The organism is Allobosea sp. 05T439 (assembly GCF_056396005.1).
Window position 1 is genome coordinate 1 of the sequence record NZ_JBFTKP010000167.1, and the last position, 400, is coordinate 400.

Sequence of the window (400 nt, forward strand, 5' to 3'; positions counted from 1 at the left end):
ATTCATCACGAATTCATCACGACCGGCTGCTTCATCGACAAGCACCCCGGGTCTCTCTCTTCTCGTAAAGCCATTCGTCAACCTGTCCCCAACGCCAGACGCCGGTGTTTTTGCTGCCGGCCTTTCCGAAGAGATGCTCTCGCAGCTCGCTACGTTTCAGGGGCTGACAATCGTCCGAAGCGAGGCTTCCGATGACCTGGCGCAGCGATCATCCGCTGCCCGGCGTCAGCTCGGCGCCCGGCACATCCTTGAGGGGATGATCCGTGCTGCCGATAACAAGCTCAGAATAACCAGCCGGCTCGTAGATGGAGAAACGGCCGCCATTCGCTGGTCCGCTATTTACGAGGCCGACCTGCATTCCGGGAACATCATCGATCTCGAAAGTGGCGTAGCGCAGAAG

At 58.8% G+C, this 400-nt stretch carries 1 protein-coding gene; it reads right to left on the reverse strand.

From position 1 onward, the window contains the following. Positions 1–208: 208 nt before the first annotated feature. On the reverse strand, positions 209–400 hold a 192-nt coding region (locus tag AC1DIO_RS35570; RefSeq protein WP_476854980.1), incomplete at its 5' end, for a hypothetical protein.